The following is a 519-nucleotide window of genomic DNA, read 5'->3' as shown; positions in this document are numbered from 1 at the left end:
AGGCACACGCATGATCATGCGTGTGCCTGTCAGCCATGAGGCGACGGCAGGGGCGCAGCAGGAGGCGGTCGAGGCTGTTTCGGGGCCGCGCAAGCTGCGTGTGTTGCTGGCTGATGATGAACCCGGAGTGCGGCTCGTTACGGCGCAGTTCCTCTCGCAGGACGGTCATGAGGTGATCAGCGTTGCGGATGGCAAGGATGTGATTGCCTGCCTGGCTGCGGGTGAACATTTCGATCTGGTTGTGCTCGATCTGCTGATGCCGGGCATGGGCGGCCGCGAATGCGGCGCCATCCTGGCGGAGACATATCCCGCTCTGCCGGTGCTTTACGTCAGTGGTTATGCCGACCCCGAAAACCTCCCAGCCGATGCTTTCGTGCTGGGCAAGCCCTTCACTCCGGTGGAGTTGCGTCAGGCAATCGCCACCACGCTGCGTAACTGGGCATAGCGCGGGCTTGTCTCTCTGCGCGCAGGGCTTATGTGAAGAGGCATGCACACTCATTCCTCTTCCCCCCATGACCC

General features: G+C 62.4%; 1 protein-coding gene. It reads left to right on the top strand.

Annotated features, from left to right (window positions below; genetic code table 11):
- Nucleotides 1–445 (top strand): response regulator (locus tag P792_RS38445; RefSeq protein WP_035439484.1); only part of this gene is annotated, 445 nt, incomplete at its 5' end.
- Between the last annotated feature and the right edge of the window lie 74 nt (nucleotides 446–519).

Source organism: Asaia sp. SF2.1 (assembly GCF_000505765.1).
In the GTDB taxonomy this organism is placed as follows: Bacteria; Pseudomonadota; Alphaproteobacteria; order Acetobacterales; family Acetobacteraceae; genus Asaia; species Asaia bogorensis.
This window is presented reverse-complemented; position numbering and strand designations above follow the sequence as displayed.